Genomic DNA, 3784 nt, shown 5'->3' on the forward strand with positions numbered 1-3784 from the left:
AACACCCTCGACGCCTACTGGGACCGCGACGATCACAGCTACCTGAGACGCTCCGCACAAGGCGGGCGCAACGCCCCGAGCCCGCGGCAGGACATCTCCAGYCGCCTGACCGGGCCGGTGCTGGARTACCTGTGCCACAACTTCTGCCAGGGCTGGCAGCGAGAAACCGCCGTCGACCTGTGGCGCGAGCGCAAACCCCTGGCGAGCCAGTTGCGCATGCGCCCGNTACCTGTGCCACAACTTCTGCCAGGGCTGGCAGCGAGAAACCGCCGTCGACCTGTGGCGCGAGCGCAAACCCCTGGCGAGCCAGTTGCGCATGCGCCCGGACACCGGCACGCGGGTGATGGCCCAGGTGCTGCGCACCCAGTTTCAGGAAGGCAAGCGCGACATCTGCCGGATGTACCTGCAGGACATCAACAACGCCACGCAACTGATCTACATCGAAAACCAGTACTTTCGCTGGAAACCCNACCCAGTTTCAGGAAGGCAAGCGCGACATCTGCCGGATGTACCTGCAGGACATCAACAACGCCACGCAACTGATCTACATCGAAAACCAGTACTTTCGCTGGAAACCCCTGGCYGACGAACTCCAGGAAAGCATTCAGCGCCAGCAGCAGTGGGGCCGCAGCCACGACCAGCATGGCTCGGTGCACCTGTTCGTGGTCACCAACGCCAGCGACGAAGGCATGGGCGACGGCACCATCAACACGCACGAACTCCAGGAAAGCATTCAGCGCCAGCAGCAGTGGGGCCGCAGCCACGACCAGCATGGCTCGGTGCACCTGTTCGTGGTCACCAACGCCAGCGACGAAGGCATGGGCGACGGCACCATCAACACCCACCGCATGCTCGAAGCGCTGGGCCGCGCCGAGGTCATGCCGCAAGTGGCRCGCCTGGAACGTGACGAGCGGCTGCAGAAGGCGCTGGATCAAGCCACCACCGAACTGTTCGACGCGCAGAAATCCCTCGACGCCCTCAGCTACTACCGCGCCTTCCCGGACAAGGTCGAGTGGGAAAAGCTGTGCAACCAGCGCAAGGCGCGGGTCGAGGCGGCCAAAAAGAAGAAGGCAGAGCTGCAACGGCAACTGCCCGAAGAACAACGCAAACCCATCGAGCCGGAAACCATCCCCGGCCTGAAAGTCCACATCTGCACCCTGGTGTCGCCCGACTCACCCCCGGACGACTGGCTGCCGGTGTACATCCACAGCAAGTTGATGATCATCGACGACGTGTTCACGACACTGGGCTCATCGAACATCAACACCCGCAGCATGGAAGTGGACAGTGAACTGAATATCTGCCTGGAAGATCCGGCGGTGAGCAGACCGTTGCGAAAGCATTTATGGAATCTGCATACGAACGGGATGGGGGCGCAGGATAAGGCGGCGGAGGCGTTTAAGGCTTGGACGGACATTATTAGTGTAAACAAACGCCGGCAAGAGAGTAATAAAAAGCTTCAGGGTGACGCATCAGGCGAAGCACCTTATGCCTCATTGGTCGAGTTTTTTCGAGACAGCCCAAAACGTACTCACTTGGATTGATCATGATTTCTCCTAAGCGTTTGTTGTTTGTCCTTGTTTTTAGTTTAAGTGGTTGTGATAAGGAGGACGGAATGAGAGAAGTACCTAGTATGCAGGCACTGTATGAGAATTTGAAATTCGAATGTGTGCTTGAGGAGAGTCAGCTGCCAGAGCTTATGCCGGAAAGTGATCACCTATATAAGTATGGTTTGTATATGCAGTTGAGGCCAGGTCCTAAGAACTTCGACGAGGTAGCGCGTTATTACCGAATCGCCGCGGCACATGGGCATTACAAAGCGTCGACCAATTTGCAAGCGCTGGTGTCCCGAGGGCAAGTGTTTTCTCGGGACTCATGGGTAGAGACTCTTGATCTGGTAGAGGACCTGATCGAGCGCGGCATACCCGGTGGGTATTACGACATGGGACACTATCTGGATCGAGGGTTCGGAGTGGTACAGGACCCGGACAAAGCCAAAGCGTATTATCGTCGTGCCGCAGATCTAGGTAACCCAGAAGCTCAGTACTTTGTGGCAGAACTGCTCGGGCGCGGGCCTGGAGCGAGCGATGTCATTCTCGCCATGCGCACCTGTGCCATGCAGCAGGGCCATGGTGAGGCAGCGTTAGCGGTAGGATTAATTAAAAAAATAGGCAAAGACTATTCCGGCGCCTTACTTGCGCTTCAACAGGCGGTAAAAAATGGCAACGCTTCAGCTGCTCGCTTTCTTGGTGGGGGGTTCATCACTACTTCTCCCAAAGAAGAGCTTCGCTACATGGCTCTGACCCCCGACCCAGAACGCGCTCGCCGCTATAAGTTAATAGACGAATTTCTGGATCGCTACGAAAACCTCGGCGCCAAAGTCCCTGACATCGACCAGATCGTTCCGCTGCCCCCGGCCAAACTTCCCGACTGGGATGAAACGTTCCAGTGGAAAAAAGACCGCGACGCCGCTGTGCCACCGTCCAAGCCCTCGGATGAGCTGATGCAACGCCTGAGCGAAGAAAAAGGCCTGGATCCGGCNTTCCAGTGGAAAAAAGACCGCGACGCCGCTGTGCCACCGTCCAAGCCCTCGGATGAGCTGATGCAACGCCTGAGCGAAGAAAAAGGCCTGGATCCGGCGACGGGTTTGCGCTTGTCGAAAACAGCCTAGGCCCGTGGGTCACTTTTTCATCAGCTTCCCCCTTTCAAAGGACTGACCCATGGACCGAACCCAGAACCGTACCCGCACGGCCACCGTGCCCATTGCCACCTCCCGGGCAATGAGCGCCGTGATGACCACCTCATNCCGCACGGCCACCGTGCCCATTGCCACCTCCCGGGCAATGAGCGCCGTGATGACCACCTCATGGTTCGTCGAGGACACCGAATACCCGCCCACTCACGCGACCTTTGAGCCGTTGGTCAACGGCGAGCGTACGTTCGGCGCCTTGTACGACGACATTCTCGCGGCGACCCAGAGCATCGACATCGTGTGCTGGGGCTTCCAGCCGTCGATGTACTTCAAGCGCGACAACGTCGACTCGCTGTGCATCGGTGAGCTGCTGCTGCAAAAAGCCGGCGAAGGCGTCAAGGTGCGGATCCTCTGCTGGTCGGACGGGCTGCGCATCGCCGCGCNCGACTCGCTGTGCATCGGTGAGCTGCTGCTGCAAAAAGCCGGCGAAGGCGTCAAGGTGCGGATCCTCTGCTGGTCGGACGGGCTGCGCATCGCCGCGCTGGCCAGTGAAAACATGACGCCGGGGCGCAATCTGGCGAGCCTGCTCAAGGCAGGTTCGCGCAACAGTGGGCAGATCAAATACGACCAGCAGTGGCACCGGCAGGCGGTGGACAGCAGCCTGCGCATCTCGCCGTTCATGCAGAAAAAGATCGCCCACCGGTTGAAGNGCGCATCGCCGCGCTGGCCAGTGAAAACATGACGCCGGGGCGCAATCTGGCGAGCCTGCTCAAGGCAGGTTCACGCAACAGTGGGCAGATCAAATACGACCAGCAGTGGCACCGGCAGGCGGTGGACAGCAGCCTGCGCATCTCGCCGTTCATGCAGAAAAAGATCGCCCACCGGCTGAAGGCCTGGCTTACCGATGACCCGTTCGCCAACATCGAGTTCGTCACCCGCGACTTCAGCCTCGCCGAGCGTGCGGAAATCTTCTGGCACGTGGCCGTCCACGCGCTGGACGACGACCGCAGCCTGACCACCAAAATGGGCAGTGCGGCGGCGATGTCGGCCGAACCCACTCACCACCAGAAAATGGTCCTGATCGACTACGCC

At 59.4% G+C, this 3784-nt stretch carries 2 protein-coding genes and 1 pseudogene; all 3 read left to right on the forward strand.

Features of this window, described 5'->3' with window-relative positions; genetic code table 11:
- Positions 1-506: 506 nt before the first annotated feature.
- Positions 507-1544, forward strand: coding sequence for a phospholipase D-like domain-containing protein (locus BWR59_RS31660; protein WP_081569601.1), 1038 nt, complete (start codon positions 507-509; stop codon positions 1542-1544).
- 2 nt (positions 1545-1546) lie between these two features.
- Positions 1547-2671: a DUF6396 domain-containing protein gene (locus BWR59_RS31665; protein ID WP_081569602.1), complete on the forward strand. Its 1125-nt coding sequence runs from the start codon at positions 1547-1549 to the stop codon at positions 2669-2671.
- A gap of 759 nt (positions 2672-3430) precedes the next feature.
- Positions 3431-3784, forward strand: a pseudogene (locus BWR59_RS31680) (phospholipase); the annotation flags it as partial.

Origin of the sequence: Pseudomonas sp. Bc-h (assembly GCF_002080045.1) — a bacterium.
In the GTDB taxonomy this organism is placed as follows: domain Bacteria; phylum Pseudomonadota; class Gammaproteobacteria; order Pseudomonadales; family Pseudomonadaceae; genus Aquipseudomonas.